The sequence below is a fragment of the Sphaerisporangium sp. TRM90804 genome, from assembly GCF_029846175.1.
Lineage (GTDB): Bacteria > Actinomycetota > Actinomycetes > Streptosporangiales > Streptosporangiaceae > Sphaerisporangium.
In genome coordinates this window covers 26,590-41,671 of sequence record NZ_JARWAC010000004.1, presented here as the reverse complement: position 1 = coordinate 41,671, position 15,082 = coordinate 26,590, and the positions used below count along the sequence as shown (strand labels likewise).

General features: G+C 72.7%; 12 protein-coding genes. 8 read left to right on the top strand and 4 right to left on the bottom strand.

What is annotated here, in order from left to right:
- Positions 1 to 78: 78 nt before the first annotated feature.
- The gene (locus PYR91_RS03930; protein ID WP_279777535.1) at positions 79 to 4,335 is read right to left on the bottom strand and encodes a HAMP domain-containing protein; all 4,257 of its coding nucleotides are present in this window, start codon (positions 4,333 to 4,335) and stop codon (positions 79 to 81) included.
- Positions 4,336 to 4,471: 136 nt separating this feature from the next.
- Entirely contained in the window at positions 4,472 to 6,271 is a 1,800-nt protein-coding gene (locus PYR91_RS03925) for a long-chain fatty acid--CoA ligase (RefSeq protein ID WP_279777534.1), read from the bottom strand.
- Between the two features lie 225 nt (positions 6,272 to 6,496).
- Between PYR91_RS03925 and PYR91_RS03920 the strand changes: the two genes are divergently transcribed.
- The 7 genes from PYR91_RS03920 (at position 6,497) to PYR91_RS03890 (ending at position 12,780) form a co-directional block, all read left to right on the top strand.
- Positions 6,497 to 7,264: a metallophosphoesterase gene (locus PYR91_RS03920; RefSeq protein WP_279777533.1), complete on the top strand. Its 768-nt coding sequence runs from the start codon at positions 6,497 to 6,499 to the stop codon at positions 7,262 to 7,264.
- An 84-nt stretch (positions 7,265 to 7,348) separates the two neighbouring features.
- The gene (locus PYR91_RS03915) at positions 7,349 to 7,786 is read left to right on the top strand and encodes an SRPBCC family protein (protein ID WP_279777532.1); all 438 of its coding nucleotides are present in this window, start codon (positions 7,349 to 7,351) and stop codon (positions 7,784 to 7,786) included.
- Positions 7,783 to 8,970 (top strand): ArsA family ATPase, encoded by a 1,188-nt coding sequence (locus PYR91_RS03910; RefSeq protein WP_279777531.1) that lies wholly within the window; start codon positions 7,783 to 7,785, stop codon positions 8,968 to 8,970. The genes PYR91_RS03915 and PYR91_RS03910 overlap by 4 nt, the downstream gene beginning before the upstream one ends.
- Positions 8,967 to 9,668 carry a hypothetical protein gene (locus PYR91_RS03905; protein ID WP_279777530.1) on the top strand — a complete coding sequence of 234 codons (702 nt, stop codon included), beginning with the start codon at positions 8,967 to 8,969 and terminating at the stop codon, positions 9,666 to 9,668. The genes PYR91_RS03910 and PYR91_RS03905 overlap by 4 nt, the downstream gene beginning before the upstream one ends.
- Before the next feature lie 34 nt (positions 9,669 to 9,702).
- Positions 9,703 to 10,647, top strand: a complete 945-nt coding sequence (locus PYR91_RS03900; protein WP_279777529.1) for an ROK family glucokinase — start codon at positions 9,703 to 9,705, stop codon at positions 10,645 to 10,647.
- 34 nt (positions 10,648 to 10,681) lie between these two features.
- The gene (locus PYR91_RS03895) at positions 10,682 to 11,377 is read left to right on the top strand and encodes an endonuclease/exonuclease/phosphatase family protein (RefSeq protein ID WP_279777528.1); all 696 of its coding nucleotides are present in this window, start codon (positions 10,682 to 10,684) and stop codon (positions 11,375 to 11,377) included.
- Between the two features lie 173 nt (positions 11,378 to 11,550).
- Positions 11,551 to 12,780: a hypothetical protein gene (locus tag PYR91_RS03890; RefSeq protein ID WP_279777527.1), complete on the top strand. Its 1,230-nt coding sequence runs from the start codon at positions 11,551 to 11,553 to the stop codon at positions 12,778 to 12,780.
- A gap of 9 nt (positions 12,781 to 12,789) precedes the next feature.
- Here the strand turns inward: PYR91_RS03890 and PYR91_RS03885 are convergent, their stop codons facing one another.
- Both PYR91_RS03885 and PYR91_RS03880 read right to left on the bottom strand, forming a co-directional pair.
- Positions 12,790 to 13,257: a hypothetical protein gene (locus PYR91_RS03885; protein ID WP_279777526.1), complete on the bottom strand. Its 468-nt coding sequence runs from the start codon at positions 13,255 to 13,257 to the stop codon at positions 12,790 to 12,792.
- A 145-nt stretch (positions 13,258 to 13,402) separates the two neighbouring features.
- Positions 13,403 to 14,164 (bottom strand): alpha/beta fold hydrolase, encoded by a 762-nt coding sequence (locus PYR91_RS03880; protein WP_279777525.1) that lies wholly within the window; start codon positions 14,162 to 14,164, stop codon positions 13,403 to 13,405.
- 189 nt (positions 14,165 to 14,353) lie between these two features.
- Here PYR91_RS03880 and PYR91_RS03875 point away from each other — a divergent pair, with 189 nt between their 5' ends.
- Positions 14,354 to 15,067: a lysophospholipid acyltransferase family protein gene (locus tag PYR91_RS03875; protein ID WP_279777524.1), complete on the top strand. Its 714-nt coding sequence runs from the start codon at positions 14,354 to 14,356 to the stop codon at positions 15,065 to 15,067.
- The last annotated feature ends 15 nt before the right edge of the window (positions 15,068 to 15,082 follow it).

The window sequence follows — 15,082 nt, the reverse complement described above, 5'->3', positions numbered from 1 at the left end:
GAGGAGTGCGGCCGGGCCGGCGTGGCACCGGCGGGCACCGCCTCGGCCGGAGGGCCGGGTGGCCCCCCGGCCTCGGGGTCAGAGCTCCAGCCAGCGTTGCATGCGGTCGATCAGCTCCTCGGCGTCCACGGGCTTGGTGACGTAGTCGCTGGCGCCGGCGGTGAGGGTCTTCTCGCGGTCGCCGTGCATGGCCTTGGCGGTGACGGCGATGATGGGGAGGTTGGCGAATCGGGGCATCTCGCGGATCGCGGCCGTGGCGGCGTAACCATCCATCTCGGGCATCATGATGTCCATCAGCACCAGGTCGACGTCGTCGTTGCGCATCAGCATCTCGATGCCCCGGCGGCCGTTCTCGGCGTAGATCACCTGCATGCCGTGCAGCTCCAGGATGTTGGTGAGCGCGAAGACGTTGCGGACGTCGTCGTCGATCACCAGGACCTTGCGGCCGAGCAGGTCGCTGTCGACCCTCTCGACCTCGCGCGGCGCCTCCTCGGGGCTCGCCTGCACCAGGGGGAGCACGTCGCCGGGGCCCTCGGCCGACAGGTGGAGCGTGATGCGCTCGCGCAGCTCGTCGAGGCTGGGCAGCCGCTCCAGGGGCTGGGTGCGCGAGCGGCCCTGGAGCAGGTTCTCCTGCGGGCGGGTCAGCTTGCGGCTGTGGTGCGCCAGCACCGGCAGCGAGCGCAGCGTGCCGTCCTCGTCGAGCTTGCGCAGGAACTCGGCCGCCGCGTCGTGCGGCATGCCGAGGTCGAGCACGATGCAGTGGTAGCGGTGCCTGCCGAGCGCGGTCAGGGCGGCGGCCGGATCGCTGGCGGTGGTCACCCTGACGACCCCGTGCGTCTCGCTGAGGTCGGCCACCACGCTCTGGGCGAGCAGCGACAGCAGGCCGTTGGTCTTGGACTCCACCACCAGCAGGCGCCGCCCGTCCTCTCCGTCGGAGCCGTTGGGGCGGTCGTCGACGGCGGGCGGGTGCTCGACGGTCTCCCCGGGCAGGTCGTTCAACCGGCCGGCGGAGGGCGCCTCGGGCGTGATCTGCCCGGCCGGCTCCCCTGAGGTGTGGTACATCGGCAGGTAGAGGCTGAACGTGCTGCCCTCGCCCAGGGCGCTGACCGCCCGGATCTCGCCGCTGAACAGGGTGGCGATCTCGCGGCTGATCGAGAGCCCGAGGCCGGTGCCGCCGTACTTGCGGCTGGTGGTGCCGTCGGCCTGCTGGAAGGCGTCGAAGATCTGCGACAGGTTCTCCTCGGCGATGCCGATGCCGGTGTCGACCACGTGGAAGGCCAGGACGTCCTCGGACGGGCCGCCGCGCAGGCTCATGCCGCCCAGCCGCTCGACGTGCAGCCCGACCGAGCCGGTCTCGGTGAACTTCACGGCGTTGGACAGCAGGTTGCGCAGCACCTGACGCAGCCGCTGCTCGTCCATCAGCAGCTGGGTGGGCACGTCGGGCGCGACCTTGACGTCGAACCGCAGGCCCTTCTCGGTGGTCATCGGGCGGAACGTCGCCTCGACGTAGTCGAGGAGCTGGCGGATGTGGAACGGCTCCAGGGTGAGGTCCATCTTGCCGGCCTCGATCTTGGACAGGTCGAGGATGTCGTTGATGAGCTGGAGCAGGTCGGTGCCCGCCGAGTGGATGACGTTGGCGTACTCCACCTGCTTGGCGGTGAGGTTGCGCGCGGGGTTCTGCGCGAGGAGCTGGGCCAGGATGAGCAGCGAGTTGAGCGGCGTGCGCAGCTCGTGGCTCATGTTGGCGAGGAACTCGCTCTTGTACTTGGAGGCGAGGGCGAGCTGCTGCGCGCGGTCCTCCAGCTCCTGGCGGGCCTGCTCGATCTCGATGTTCTTGGTCTCGATGTCGCGGTTCTGCCGGGCCAGCAGCTCGGCCTTCTCCTCCAGCTCGGCGTTGGACCGCTGGAGTTCCTCCTGCCCGACCCGCAGCTCGATCGCCAGGCGCTGGGACTCGGTGAGCAGGGCGTCGGTGCGGGCGTTGGCGACGATGGTGTTGACGTTGACGCCGATGGTCTCCACGAGCTGTTCGAGGAAGTCGCGGTGCGCCTGGGTGAACCGGGTCAGGCTGGCCAGCTCGATGACGCCGAGCACCTGGTCCTCCACGACGATGGGCAGGACGATCAGGTTGGCCGGCCCGGCCTGGCCGAGGCTGGAGGAGATCGTCAGGTAGCCGGGCGGCAGGTCCTTGACCAGGATGGTGCGCCGGGCCAGCGCCGCCTGGCCGACCAGCGAGTCGCCCAGGGCGTACCGGCGGGAGACGTCCTGGTGGCCGTAGCTGCCGACCACGCCCAGCTCGGTGCCGCTCGCGGTGTCCTCGGCCAGCAGGAACGTGCCGTGCTGGGCCGCCACCAGCGGCGCCAGCTCGTTCATCACCAGCTCGGCGACCACGGCGAGGTCGCGGTGGCCCTGCATGAGGCCGGAGATGCGCGCCAGGTTGGTCTTCAGCCAGTCCTGCTCCTGGTTGGCCCTGGTGGTCTCGCGCAGCGACTTCACCATGGAGTTGATGTTGTCCTTGAGCTCGGCCACCTCGCCCGAGGCGTCCACGGTGATCGAGCGGGTGAGGTCGCCGGAGGTCACGGCGCTGGTGACCTCGGCGATCGCGCGCACCTGGCGGGTGAGGTTGCCCGCCAGCTCGTTGACGTTCTCGGTCAGCCGCTTCCAGGTGCCCGAGACGCCCTCGACCTCGGCCTGGCCGCCCAGCCGGCCCTCGCTGCCGACCTCGCGGGCCACGCGGGTGACCTCCGCGGCGAACGAGGAGAGCTGGTCGACCATCGTGTTGATCGTCGTCTTCAGCGCCAGGATCTCGCCCCGCGCGTCGACGTCGATCTTCTTGGTCAGGTCGCCCTGGGCGACCGCGGTGGTCACCTGGGCGATGTTGCGCACCTGGCTGGTCAGGTTGTTGGCCATGGAGTTGACGTTGTCGGTGAGGTCCTTCCAGGTGCCGGCGACGTTGGGCACGCGCGCCTGCCCGCCGAGCTGGCCCTCGGTGCCGACCTCGCGGGCCACGCGGGTGACCTCGTCGGCGAAGGCGCTCAGCGTGTCGACCATGGTGTTGATGGTCTGCGCCAGCGCGGCGACCTCGCCCTTCGCCTCGACCGTGATCTTCTGCGACAGGTCGCCCTTGGCGACGGCCGTCGCCACCTGGGCGATCGACCTCACCTGGTTGGTGAGGTTGAACGCCATGACGTTGACGTTGTCGGTGAGGTCCTTCCAGGTGCCCGACACGCCGCGGACCGTCGCCTGGCCGCCCAGGTTGCCCTCGGTGCCGACCTCGCGGGCCACGCGGGTGACCTCGTCGGCGAACGCGGAGAGCTGGTCGACCATCGTGTTGATGGTCTCCTTCAGCTCCAGGATCTCGCCCCGGGCGTCCACCCGGATCTTCTGCGACAGGTCGCCCTTGGCGACCGCCGTGGTGACCTCGGCGATGCTGCGCACCTGGGCGGTGAGGTTGTCGGCCATGACGTTCACCGACTCGGTGAGCGCCTTCCAGGTGCCCGACACGCCCTTGACGTCGGCCTGGCCGCCCAGCCGCCCCTCGGTGCCGACCTCGCGGGCCACGCGGGTGACCTCGTCGGCGAAGGACGACAGCTGGTCGACCATGGTGTTCAGGGTGTTCTTCAGCTCCAGGATCTCGCCGCGCGCCGAGACGGTGATCTTCTGCGACAGGTCGCCCCGGGCCACCGCCGTCGCGACCTGGGAGATGTTACGCACCTGGTCGGTCAGGTTGCCCGCCATCGAGTTCACCGAGTCGGTGAGGTCGCGCCAGGTGCCCGCCACCTCGGTGACCTGCGCCTGCCCGCCGAGGCGCCCGTCGGTGCCGACCTCGCGGGCCACGCGGGTGACCTCGTCGGCGAAGGAGGAGAGCTGGTCGACCATGGTGTTGATGGTGTTCTTCAGCTCCAGGATCTCGCCGCGCGCCGAGACGGTGATCTTCTGCGACAGGTCGCCCTTGGCGACGGCGGTGGTCACCTGGGCGATCGACCGCACCTGGTCGGTGAGGTTGCCCGCCATGGCGTTCACCGAGTCGGTGAGGTCCTTCCAGGTGCCGGAGACCCCCGGCACCTCGGCCTGGCCGCCGAGCTGGCCCTCGGTGCCGACCTCGCGGGCCACGCGGGTCACCTCCGAGGTGAACAGGGAGAGCTGGTCCACCATGCCGTTGAACACGGTGGCGATCTCCTTGTAGAGCCCGTCGCCGTCCTCGGGCAGCCGCGTGCCGAAGTCCCCGTCGCGGACGGCCGTGAGGCCGGCCAGCAGCTGGCGCAGGTCGACCTCCGGGCCGCCGGCGCCTGCGCGCCCGGGCCTGCCGCGCTTGGCCGTGCTGACGCTCTCCACCATGTCCACCTCTACGGGTCCTTTGCCAACGCCTGGCCACGACATCGTATAAAAACAGCGCCGCGCGGCCAGGCCACGTCGTGGTGGTCCGGACGCGCGGCGGCGCGGCCGTGCGGCCGGGCGTGCGGGCGGCGGGCGGTCAGCTGTAGAGCGCCTCGATGTCCTTGGCGTGGTCGCGGGTCACCAGGTTGCGCTTGATCTTCATCGAGGGGGTCAGGTAGCCCGACTCCTCGGTGAAGTCGGTGTCCAGGATGGTGAACTTGCGCACCTGCTCGGCCCGGGAGACCTGGGTGTTGGCGTCGTCGACGGCGCTCTGCACGGCGGCGACGATCGCGGGCTCGGAGCACAGCTCGGCGAGCGTGGCGCCCTCCTTGCCGTTGGCGCCCTTCCACTGCTCCAGGGCCTCGGGGTCCAGCGTGACCAGGGCCGCGACGAACGGACGGTCGTCGCCGACCACCAGAGCCTGGCTGACCAGGGGGTGGGCGCGGATGCGGTCCTCCAGCGGCGCGGGCGCGACGTTCTTGCCCGCGGCCGTGACGATGATCTCCTTCTTCCTGCCGGTGATGCGCAGGTAGCCGTCGGCGTCCAGCTCGCCGACGTCGCCGGTGCGGAACCAGCCGTCGGAGTCGATGACCTCGGCGGTCGCCTCGTCGTTGTTCCAGTACCCGCCGAAGACGTGGCGGCCCTTGACGAGCACCTCGCCGTCGTCGGCGACGCCGATCGTCACGCCGGGGAACGGCTTGCCCACGGTGCCGATCTTGTTGGCGCCCGGGATGTTGACCGACGAGGGCGCGGAGGTCTCGGTGAGGCCCCAGCCCTCCAGGATCTCGATGCCCGCGCCGCGGAAGAAGTCGCCGAGGCGCTCGCCCAGGGCCGAGCCGCCGGACACCGCCCACCGCAGCCGCCCGCCGGTGGCCGCGCGCAGCTTGGCGTACACGAGCTTGTCGAACGCCGCGTGGCGCACGCGCTGCGCCACCCCGGCCCCGCCGCTGCTCTCGGCGCGGCTGAAGTCGATCGCGGCGGCGACGGCGCCGCGGAAGATCCTGGTCTTGAGCCCGCCCGCGGCGATGGCCTTCTGCTCGGCGGCGTTGTAGACCTTCTCGAACACGCGCGGCACGCCGACCAGGAACGTCGGCTTGAAGGACTGCAGGTCCGGAGCGACGTTCTTCATGCTGGGCGTGTGCGCGATGACCGTGGCGCTCTCGATGAGCACGACCTGGATGATGCGCGCGAAGCTGTGGGCCAGCGGCAGGAACAGCAGCGCGGCCCGGCCCTCGGTGTCGAACATCTGCTGCAGCGGGCCCTTGATGATGTTGCGCGCCGTGAACAGCAGGTTGTCGTGCGAGATGACGCAGCCCTTGGGACGCCCGGTGGTGCCCGAGGTGTACACGATCGTGGCGACGTCGTGGCCGCTGCGGGACCGGCGCCGCTCGGCGAGCGTCTCGTCGGACACCTGCGCGCCCCTGGCGGCCAGCTCGGCCATCGCGCCGCCGTCGATGCTCAGGATCGCGGCGTCGCCGGGGCTGTCGGCGCGCGCCTGCGCGACCGTCTCCTCGTGCGTGCCGGTCTCGACGATCACCAGCTTGACCGCGCTGTCGGACAGGATCCAGGCGACCTGGTCGGCGGAGGACGTCTCGTAGATCGGCACGCCGACGCCGCCGGCCGCCCAGATGGCGTAGTCGGCGACCGTCCACTCGTAGCGGGTGCGTGACATGAGCGCGACCCGGTCGCCGGGCTCGACCCCGGAGGCGATCAGGCCCTTGGCCACGCCCGCGACCTGGTCGCGGAACTCCGCCGCGGTGACCGGCTCCCAGCCCTCGCCGGCCTTGCGTCCGATGACGACGGCGCCGGGGTCCGCATCGCCACGTTCGAACACGATGTCCGACAGGTTGACGGACAGGGGGACGTCCACCAGCACGGGAACGCTGTACTCGCGCACGGTCACTCCTCGGGGCGCAACGGTGTGAAGCTGTTCTGACTCAAGGTTGCATGGACGTTACCGCGTCAGGTTACGCATGGGTAGATTCGTCACCCACCCTTTATCAGGGGGAATCCACGCTAGCAGCGCTCCTCGGTGCGGCGGGGCGCCCGAGGGCGCCGCCGGGCGTGTCGCCGGCGTCCCGGCCAAGCGGCCGGTCGGTACGCCGCCGGTACGATATCGGCCATGCGAGTCCATGTGGTCAGCGACGTCCACGGGCGCGCGGACGCCCTCGCCCGGGCCGGAGAGGGCGCCGACGTGCTGGTCTGCCTCGGCGACCTGCTGCTGTTCGTCGACTACGACGATCACTCGCAGGGCATCTTCGCCGAGCTGTTCGGCGCCGAGCGGGCTTCGCGGTTCATCGGGCTGCGCACCGCCGGCCGCCTGGACGAGGCGCGCGAGATGTCGGCCGCCCTGTGGGCCACCCTCGGCGGCGAGCCGCGCCAGCACATCGAGGACCGCGTGCGCGAGCAGTACGAACAGCTGTTCGCGGCCATGCCCACACCGGCCTACCTCACCTACGGCAACGTCGACCTGCCCGCCCTGTGGGGCGACTACGTGCGGGAGGGCCACCACGTCCTGGACGGTCAGACCGCCGAGATCGGCGGCCTGACCTTCGGCTTCGTCGGCGGCGGCCTGCGCACGCGCTACCGCACGCCCAACGAGGTGGACGACGAGGAGTTCGCGCGCAAGGTCGAGGCCGTCGGCGCCGTCGACGTGCTGTGCTGCCACATACCGCCCGCCGTGCCCGGGCTGCTGTACGACGTGGTGGCCCGGCGGTTCGAGCGGGGGAGCGAGGCCACGCTGGCGGCCATCCGCGAGACCCAGCCCCGGTACGCGCTGTTCGGCCACGTCCACCAGCCGCTCGCCGCCCGCACCCGCATCGGGCGCACCGAGTGCGTCAACGTGGGCCACTTCCGGGGGCGCGGCGTCCCCTTCGCCCTCGACCTGTGAGTGCGGCGGGCACGGGAACCCGCGCCACGCCATGATCAACCCTCCGGCGTTCGCGCGGGGGCGGTGAACGAGTACGGTAAGCCCATGGCTGATCGCACCACGTCCAGCATCACGATCGCCGCCGATCCCGCGACCATCACGGCGGTCATCGCCGACTTCCCGTCCTACCCCGGATGGGCCGGCCAGGTGAAGTCGGCGCGGGTCCTGTCCGTGGGCGACGACGGCCGCCCGGAGACCGTCCGCTTCGTCCTGGACGCCGGCGTGATCAGCGACGAGTACACGCTGGCGTACAGCTGGCGGGGCGACGAGGCCGTCGACTGGCAGATCGCCGAGCCGGGCAAGATGGTCTCCGCGCTGACCGGCAGCTACCGCCTCGCGCCCCGGGGCGCCGGCACCGAGGTTACCTACGACCTCGCGGTCGACCTCAAGGTCCCCATGATCGGCATGATCAAGCGCAAGGCCGAGAAGGTCATCGTCGACACCGCGCTCAAGGGTCTCAAGAAGCGCGTCGAGGGCCGATGATCCCGCAGAGCCCGCGCATCCTGCTCTTCACCGGCAAGGGCGGGGTGGGCAAGACGACGGTCGCCGCGGCCACCGCCACGCTCGCCGCCCGCCGGGGCCTGAAGACGCTCGTGGTCTCCACCGACACCGCGCACTCCCTGGCCGACGCCCTCGGCGTGCCCGGCACGCCCGAGCCGTCCGAGGCGGCCCCCGGCCTCCACCTCCAGCAGGTCGACACCCAGCGGGCGCTCGAACGCCACTGGGGCGAGCTGCAGCGGTACGCCAAGGGCGTGCTCGCCGAGCTGGGCCTCGACGCGGTCACCTCCGAGGAGCTCACCGTGCTGCCCGGCGCCGAGGAGGTCATCGCCCTCCTGGAGCTGCGCGAGCAGGTGCGCACCGGCCAATGGGACGTCGTCGTGGTCGACTGCGCCCCCACCGCCGAGACCCTGCGCCTGCTGGCCCTGCCCGAGGCCCTCGACTGGCACGTCAGCCGCCTGCTCCCGGCCGGGCGCAGGCTGCTGCGCGTGCTGTCGCCGCTCATCCGTCAGGTGGCGCGGGTCACGGTGCCCGAGGAGGACGTCGTCAACGCCGGCGAGCGGCTGCACGCGGGCCTCATGGGCGTGCACGAGCTGCTCACCGGCCCGAACGCCTCGGTGCGGCTCGTGCTCACCCCCGAGGCCGTCGTGGTGGCCGAGGCCCGGCGCACCTTCACCTCCCTGAGCCTGTACGGCTACCGCCTGGACGCCGTCGTCGCCAACCGCGTGTTCCCGGCCGAGGGCATGGACGAGTGGCGGCGCGGCTGGGTCGAGGCCCAGGCCAAGCACCTCGCGAACGTCCGCGAGTCCTTCGCCCCGCTGCCCATCCACACCGTCCCCTACCTGCCGGCCGAGCCGCTCGGGCCCGACGCCCTGGCGTCCCTCGCCGAGGAGCTGTACGGCACTGCCGACCCCTTCGCGCCTCCCGGGGGCGAGCCCCCGCTCACGATCACCTCCGCCGGCGAGGTCCACGAGCTGGTGCTCGCCCTGCCCCTGGCCGGCAAGGAGGACGTCGACCTGGCGCGCAAGGGCGACGAGTTGATCATCACGGCCGGCTCCTACCGGCGGGTGCTGGCGCTGCCCGCCGCCCTCGCCCGCGCATCGGTCCGCGACGCGGCGCTCCGCGACGGCCGCCTGCGGGTACGGTTCGAGGCAGGAGGGGCCCTATGACCGATATGGATGAGACCCAGAACGAACAGCCCGGCGCCCGCGGCCGGGAACGCCGCGCCCGCGCGACGGGCCGCCCGGGGGAGGACGTCTGGCAGCAGGTGCTGCGCGAGGCGTCCGGCACCGAGCCCGAGACGTCCGGCGGCAAGCCCGAGGCGGGCGGTGCCAAGCCTGAGGCGTCCGGCGGCGAGCCGGCCGCCGGGAGCGAGGGCCGCGCCGCCCGCGCCGCGGCGCCGCCCGTCGACCGCGAGCAGTGGTTCCGCCAGCGCGACCGCGAGCGGCAGGCCGAGGCGTCCGGCGAGCCGGCCGCCGACCCGCTGGGCTCCGCCGTCGACGAGGCGCGCAGGCTCTTCGACTCGGTGCAGCAGCGCGTCGGCCGCGAGATCGGCAAGGGAGTCGTCAAGGGTGGCGTGGCCGGCCTCGGCCACGGGGTCGGGCAGGTGCTCGGCGGCCGCGCCCGCGGCGACGTCTGGGGCGAGGCCGTGCGCCACGACGACGAGTACATCTGCCGCGCCTGCCCCGTCTGCAGGCTGAAGGCCGCCCGCCGCGACGGCGGCGGAGACGTCTCCGACCACCTGCTCGCGGCCGGAGGCGAGCTGCTCGCCGCGTTCCGCCAGGCGGTGGAGGCCGTCTCGCGGCCCGCTCCGCCGCGGTCCTCCGGCGACACGGACACCCGAGTCCAGCACATCGACCTCGGCTGAGAGCCGGGCGGCGGTTCGGGGGAAGGGATGAGACATGGCGCTGACGATCGGCGTTGACGTCGGTGGCACGAAGATCGCCGCCGGGGTCGTGGACGAGGACGGCCACATCGTGGAGAACCTCCTGCGGCCCACCCCCGCCGACGACCCCGACCAGGTGGCCGAGACGATCTCGTCGGCGGTGCTCGAACTGGCCGGGCGGCACGACGTCGAGGCCGTCGGCGTGGGCGCCGCGGGTTTCGTCGACGAGACCCGGTCGATCGTCCGGTTCGCCCCGAACCTCGCCTGGCGCGAGGAGCCGCTGCAGAAGAAGGTCGCCGAGCGGGTCAACCTGCCGGTGGTCGTCGAGAACGACGCCAACGCCATGGCCTGGGGCGAGTTCCGCTTCGGCGCCGGGCGCGGCGAGAGCCACGTGGTCTGCGTGACCGTCGGCACCGGCATCGGCGGCGGCATCGTGCTCGGCGGGTCGCTGTACCGCGGCCGGTGGGGCATGGGCGCCGAGCTCGGCCACATGCAGGTCGTCCCGGCGGGGCGCCTGTGCGGTTGCGGCAACCTCGGGTGCTGGGAGCAGTACGCCAGCGGCAACGCCCTGGTGCACGAGGCGCGGGTGACGGCCGCGGCCGACCCCGAGGAGGCCGCCCGCATGCTGGCCCTGGCCGGCGGCTCGGTCTCCGACATCGAGGGCAAGCACGTCACCGACGCGGCCAGGGAGGGCGACCCCGCCGCGCGCAAGGCCTTCGCCAGCATGGCCGAGTGGCTCGGGCGCGGCATGGCCGACATGGCCGCGGTGCTCGACCCGGGCTGCTTCATCCTCGGCGGCGGCGTCTCGCGCGCCGCCGACATGTGGATCGACAGCGCCCGGGCGGCCTACCTGCGCGCCCTGACCGGCCGCGAGCACCGCCCGCACGCCGCCATCCGCCCCGCCGAGCTCGGGCCGTCCGCCGGCCTGGTGGGGGCGGCCGACCTCGCCCGCCACCCCTGACCCGGCACGGCCCGGCGAGCCCGGCGAGCCCGCCGTGACGCCGATCCGCGTCGGCACCTACAACGTGCGCTCGATGTACGACGACAACGCCGCCCTGGCCCGGGTGATCAGGGCCATGGCGCCTGACGTGCTGTGCGTCCAGGAGGCCCCGCGCCTGCTCGCCTGGCGGGCCAGGCGCGCCCGCCTGGCCCGCGCGGCGGGGCTGCGCCTGGTGACCGGAAGGCGGTGGGGCGGGGTGGCCGTGCTGGCGGCCCCGGGCACGCGGGTGGTGCACGCCGAGAGCCACCTGCTGCGGCCGTTCGCGGGCATGGAGCGGCGCGGGGTGGCGATGGCGGTGGTGGAGCGCGGGGACGCCAGGATCACCGCCGTCTCGATCCACCTCGACCTGGTCCAGGGCGCGCGGGTCTGCCATGTGGCCGAGATCATGTCGCTGGCCGAGCCGGTCGCCGCGCGGTTCGGCGCCCCGCTCGTGATCGCCGGCGACGTCAACGAGCAGCCCGGCGGGGCCGTCTGGCGCTACCTCGCCCGGCGCCTGGCCGACTGCTACCCGCTGGCGCCCCGGGGTGACGGTCTCACGTTCCCCTCCGGGCGGCCGGGCATGCGCCTGGACGTGATCTTCACCGCTGGCGGGGTGTCGGTGCGGTCGTGCGGCGGAGTGGACGCCCCCGCGGCCGACCTCGCCGCCGCCACCGACCACCTGCCGGTGGTCGCCGAGCTCCTGGCGGGCTGACCGGCGGCCCGCCGTGCGGTGTCCGGGCGCCCGGCCGGGCCCGCCCGGCGGCGGGGGGCGGGCGCCCGGCCCGACCGGCCCGCCCGCGCCCGGAGGCGGCGTCCAGGTGACCGTTCGGACAACACTGCGGGGACCTCCCGCGGCGGCGATCGCGCGCCACGTACGATTTGGTCATGTCCCGCCGCCTCTCGCGGCGTGCGTCGGCGATGTGCGTGCTGCTGATCGGTATGTCGGCCGGTCTGCCCGCGCGCGCCACGCCTTCCGCGCACGCCCACGCCGACCCCGCGCGGCCGCACGCCGCCGACCGCGGCCACGTGCGGCTGCTGCAGGAGTCGGCGACCGCCCGGCTGCAGCCCGACGGCTCGCTGTCGGACGTCGTGGGGCTGTCGGCGTCCGACGTCTGGGCCGTCGGCCAGGAGGACGTCTGGGAGGCCTGGCAGAACCGCAGCGTGATCGCCCACTGGGACGGCTCCACCTGGACGGAGCTCGGCATCCGCAACGACGCCTCCGGCGCCGGGCACCTGCGCTCGGTGGCGGCGGCCTCCGCCAGGGAGATCTGGGCGGTCGGCGACGGCCACGACGGCCTGCCGTACGTCGTGCGCGGCGACGGCTCGGTGTTCGACCGCGTCAGCGTCCCGCAGTTCGGCACCGGCGACTGGCTGGGCGCCGTCGACGCCATCCCCGGCCGCATGGTCGCCGTCGGCAGCAGCAACCGCAACCGCAACCGCGCCGACCCCGTGGGCGGCGCCGACCCCAGGGCCATGATCGCCACCGCCACCGCCAAGGGCTGGACGGTCTGGGAGGGCGACTTCACCGGCACGCTCTACGGCGTCACGCTGACGCGCAAGGACGAGGGCTGGGCCGTCGGCGACTCCGAGGACGGGCCGGTGGTCGTGCGCCTGTCCGACGGCGAGTGGAAGGACGTCCCGGTGCCGTCCATCCCCGGCGGTTTCCTGCGTGACGTCTACGCCGACGGGGCCAAGAGGGCGGTGGCCGTCGGCGGCGTCTACCACGGGCAGGGCAAGATCGCGCCGCTGGTGCTGGAGTGGAACGGCAAGCGGTGGAGCCGGGCCTCGATGCCCCAGCGCCACGCCGAGCTGTACGGGGTCACCGGGGACGGCGAGGGCCACTACTGGATCTCGGGCTTCGACCCCGGGCACCCCGGCCAGGCGTTCCTGCTGCGCGGCGGCGGCTCGGGGTGGCGGGTGGTGCGCGGCCAGGCGGCCGCCAGGCCGCGCGCCGTGCGCCTGCAGGCCGTCACGCACGTCGGCGACCTGACCCTCGCGGTGGGGCACGCGGTGGACGAGCGCGACCGCTACACCGACATCGTCGAGCGCTTCCAGCCCGAGGACGCCGACGGCGCGGCGGCCCCGCGCCCGGAGGGCACCCCGCCGGAGCGATGACGCCCGGCGTCAGATGACCGCGCCGTCGTCCCACCCGGAGCCGGGCGGCGGGCCGTCGCCCATGCGCACGATGAGCGCGACGAAGCCGCCGATGAACGCCGCGATGGCGGCGAACACGATCCAGCCGTCCATCGGCCACGAGAGCAGGGCCGCCAGCAGCAGGTACGCCGGCCCGCCGAACAGCGCCAGCCAGGCGACGCGGGTGCCGGAGTCCATCTTGGGGAGCGGCGGGGGAGGCGGCGGGACGTAGTGGTCGTCCTCCTCCGCGACGGGCGCCTCGCGCTCCTCGGTGTCGGGGTCCTCCTCGTGCAGGCGCGCCGGCGCCTCCGCCTCCGCCTTCACCGGCTGCGGGGGGTCTTCGGCGGGGACGTTCTCGCGCTCCGGCCACGGCTGAACGGCCGAGGTCGGTTCGGCGGTCTGGTTGAACGAGGCGACGATCTGACGCCAGACCTCGTCCTCATCGCTCTGTGGCGTCACCGGTCACTTCGATTCGTTCCAATACTCATGATCACGGTCGCTGGCTCGACGGTGCTGCTGGGCGGTGGTCGCGGGCTCCTTCGCCGGGGCGAGTGCGCGTCGCGCTCCGCGGTGGCCCCCCGGCGGGCCCGCCGCTGACGACGGATCAGTCTCTTTGCAAGGGTACCGAGGCGTGGGTCCGGATGAAGTCGAGGCTCCCCTCGAAGATGGCGGGCGCATCGTTGTCGAGCGTCGCGACGTGGTAGCTGTCGAGGCACTCGCGGACCGTCAGGTTGTCGCCGAGTGATCTTCTCATCAGCTCGACGCTCGCCGGCTTCACGACGTGGTCCTCGGCACTGTGGTACACCAGCACCGGCTGTGTGATCAGATGAAGTTCCGACTGCACGAGCGACCACAGCTTGGGCAGCGTCGCCGCCGCCCTGACCGGGGTGCGCGTGTAGCCGAGCTCGGTGACGCCCTCGCGCTTGATGTCGTTCGCCACCCCGGGCACCGAGGCGATCAGAAACTTCAGCACCGGCGCCAGCTTGAGGATCGGCACGTCGTTGACGATCGAGGGGTTCACCACCACCGCGCCGCGCACCGACGTGCCGTGCACCTCGGCCAGCCGCAGGGCCATGCAACCCCCGAGCGACAGCCCCATGACGAACACCTCCTGACACCGGCTCCGGAGGCCCTCGAACGCCCGCTCCAGCTCGGCGTACCAGTCCTCCCAGCGGGTGCGGTTCATCTCCTGCCAGGTGGTGCCGTGGCCGGGCAGCCGGGGCAGCGACACGGTCAGGCCCGCGGCGGCCAGGTGCTCGCCCCAGGGGCGAAGCGACTGCGGCGAGCCGGTGAAACCGTGGCAGAGCAGGACACCGATCGGACCCCCTTCGTGCTGGTAGGGCTCCGAGCCGGGCATGAGCGGCATGGCGGTTCCTCTCCTGGTACGGCTCGTCCCGATCGTCGCACGTTCGGGGCCTCTCCGGCGAGATGCCCGCGCCCGGTGTCGCCCTCCTGTCACCGCTGAGGTGTAGGTGCGACGCGCCGGGCATGCGAAGATGACGCCACGCCCGTTACGGGGCGGTGAACATGAGTCGAGTGGAGATGGGGTGCCGGAGTGTTCTACTGGGTGGTGAAGGCCATCTTGGCGCCGTTCCTCCATCTGGTGTTCCGACCCTGGACCGAGGGCGCGCAGCACGTGCCCAAGGAGGGCCCGGTCATCCTGGCGGGCAACCACCTGTCGTTCGCCGACCATTTCTTCGGCGCGCTGCCGCTGCCCCGCAAGGTCATCTCGCTCGGCAAGGCCGAGTACTTCACCGGCAAGGGCCTGAAGGGGCTGCTGAGCCGCGCGTTCTTCACCGGCGTCGGCACTGTGCCGATCGACCGGTCCGGCGGCAAGGCCAGCGAGGCGGCGCTGCGCACCGGCCTGCGCGTCCTGCGCGAGGGCCACGTGCTCGGCATCTACCCCGAGGGCACGCGCTCGCCCGACGGCCGCCTGTACAAGGGCAAGACCGGCGTGGCCCGGCTGGCGCTGGAGTCGCGGGTGCCGGTGATCCCCTGGGCGATGGTCAACACCTTCGAGATGATGCCGCCCGGTCACCCGGTGCCCAAGTTCGGCATCCGCCCCGGCGTGAAGTACGGCAAGCCGCTCGACTTCTCCCGCTACTACGGCATGGAGGAGGACCGGCTGGTGCTGCGCGCCGTCACCGACGAGATCATGTACGCGCTGATGGAGCTGTCGGGCCAGGAGTACGTCGACAAGTACGCCGCGAGCGCCAAGGTCGAGCAGGCCCGCGCCGCCAGGAACGCCTCCTCCGGCACGGCCGCCTGACCTGCGGCGGCCCGG

Coding starts and splice junctions, on each gene's coding strand:
- PYR91_RS03910 (WP_279777531.1), top strand. CDS start 7,783: ATGATCCCGCAGAGCCCGCGCATCCTGCTCTTCACCGGCAAGGGCGGG.
- PYR91_RS03920 (WP_279777533.1), top strand. CDS start 6,497: ATGCGAGTCCATGTGGTCAGCGACGTCCACGGGCGCGCGGACGCCCTC.
- PYR91_RS03890 (WP_279777527.1), top strand. CDS start 11,551: ATGTCCCGCCGCCTCTCGCGGCGTGCGTCGGCGATGTGCGTGCTGCTG.
- PYR91_RS03915 (WP_279777532.1), top strand. CDS start 7,349: ATGGCTGATCGCACCACGTCCAGCATCACGATCGCCGCCGATCCCGCG.
- PYR91_RS03930 (WP_279777535.1), bottom strand. CDS start 4,335: ATGGTGGAGAGCGTCAGCACGGCCAAGCGCGGCAGGCCCGGGCGCGCA.
- PYR91_RS03900 (WP_279777529.1), top strand. CDS start 9,703: ATGGCGCTGACGATCGGCGTTGACGTCGGTGGCACGAAGATCGCCGCC.
- PYR91_RS03880 (WP_279777525.1), bottom strand. CDS start 14,164: ATGCCGCTCATGCCCGGCTCGGAGCCCTACCAGCACGAAGGGGGTCCG.
- PYR91_RS03905 (WP_279777530.1), top strand. CDS start 8,967: ATGACCGATATGGATGAGACCCAGAACGAACAGCCCGGCGCCCGCGGC.